At 55.6% G+C, this 906-nt stretch carries 1 protein-coding gene; it reads left to right on the top strand.

Annotated elements, in window-relative coordinates; genetic code table 11:
- Positions 1 to 893, top strand: an 893-nt coding sequence (locus ACTHUM_RS15510; RefSeq protein ID WP_440403357.1) for a transketolase C-terminal domain-containing protein, incomplete at its 5' end; no start/stop codon positions are given.
- Positions 894 to 906 lie beyond the last annotated feature (13 nt).

The raw sequence follows: 906 nt of genomic DNA, 5'->3' as shown, positions 1-906 counted from the left end.
GCCAATGGCTGTGCGACCAAGCGGCGGCTGACGAGCGTTTGGTTGCCATCACGCCTGCCATGCGCGAGGGTAGCGGCTTGGTTGAGTTTGAACAGCAATTCCCCGACCGCTATTTCGACGTCGGAATCGCCGAGCAACACGCCGTTACCTTTGCGGGCGGTTTGGCATGTGAAGGCATCAAGCCCGTCGTGGCGATTTACTCCACTTTCCTGCAACGCGCTTACGACCAGTTGGTACACGACGTTGCCTTGCAAAACCTGCCTGTTTTGTTCGCTATCGACCGTGCAGGTATTGTCGGTGCAGACGGCCCGACCCATGCCGGTTTGTACGACTTGAGCTTTTTGCGTTGCGTGCCGAACATGATTATTGCCGCACCAAGCGATGAAAACGAATGCCGCCTGCTGCTCTCAACCTGCTATCAGGCAAATTCGCCGTCCGCCGTCCGTTATCCGCGCGGTACAGGTACGGGTGCAACCGTTTCAGACGGCCTGGAAACCGTTGAAATCGGCAAAGGCATCATCCGTCGCGAAGGCGAGAAAATTGCCGTTATCGCCTTTGGCAGCATGGTTACCCCATCATTGGCCGCTGCCGACAAGCTGAACGCGACCGTTGCCGATATGCGCTTTGTCAAACCGATAGACGAAGAACTGATCGTCCGTCTCGCCAGAAGCCACGATTACGTCGTTACCGCCGAAGAAAACGCCGAACAAGGCGGCGCAGGCAGCGCGGTGTTGGAAGTGTTGGGGAAACACGGCATCTGCAAACCGGTATTGCTGCTGGGTGTAGAAGACAAAGTTACCGAACACGGCGATCCGAAAAAACTCTTAGCCGATTTGGGGCTGAATGCCGAAGCCGTTGAAAAACGCATTGCCGGTTGGATAGAGGCCGTCTGAAAAATATTAAAAC

Source organism: Neisseria sp. P0021.S006, assembly GCF_051956895.1.
Note: the sequence above shows the minus strand (reverse complement) of the source record. Positions and strands in the feature narration are given on the sequence as shown.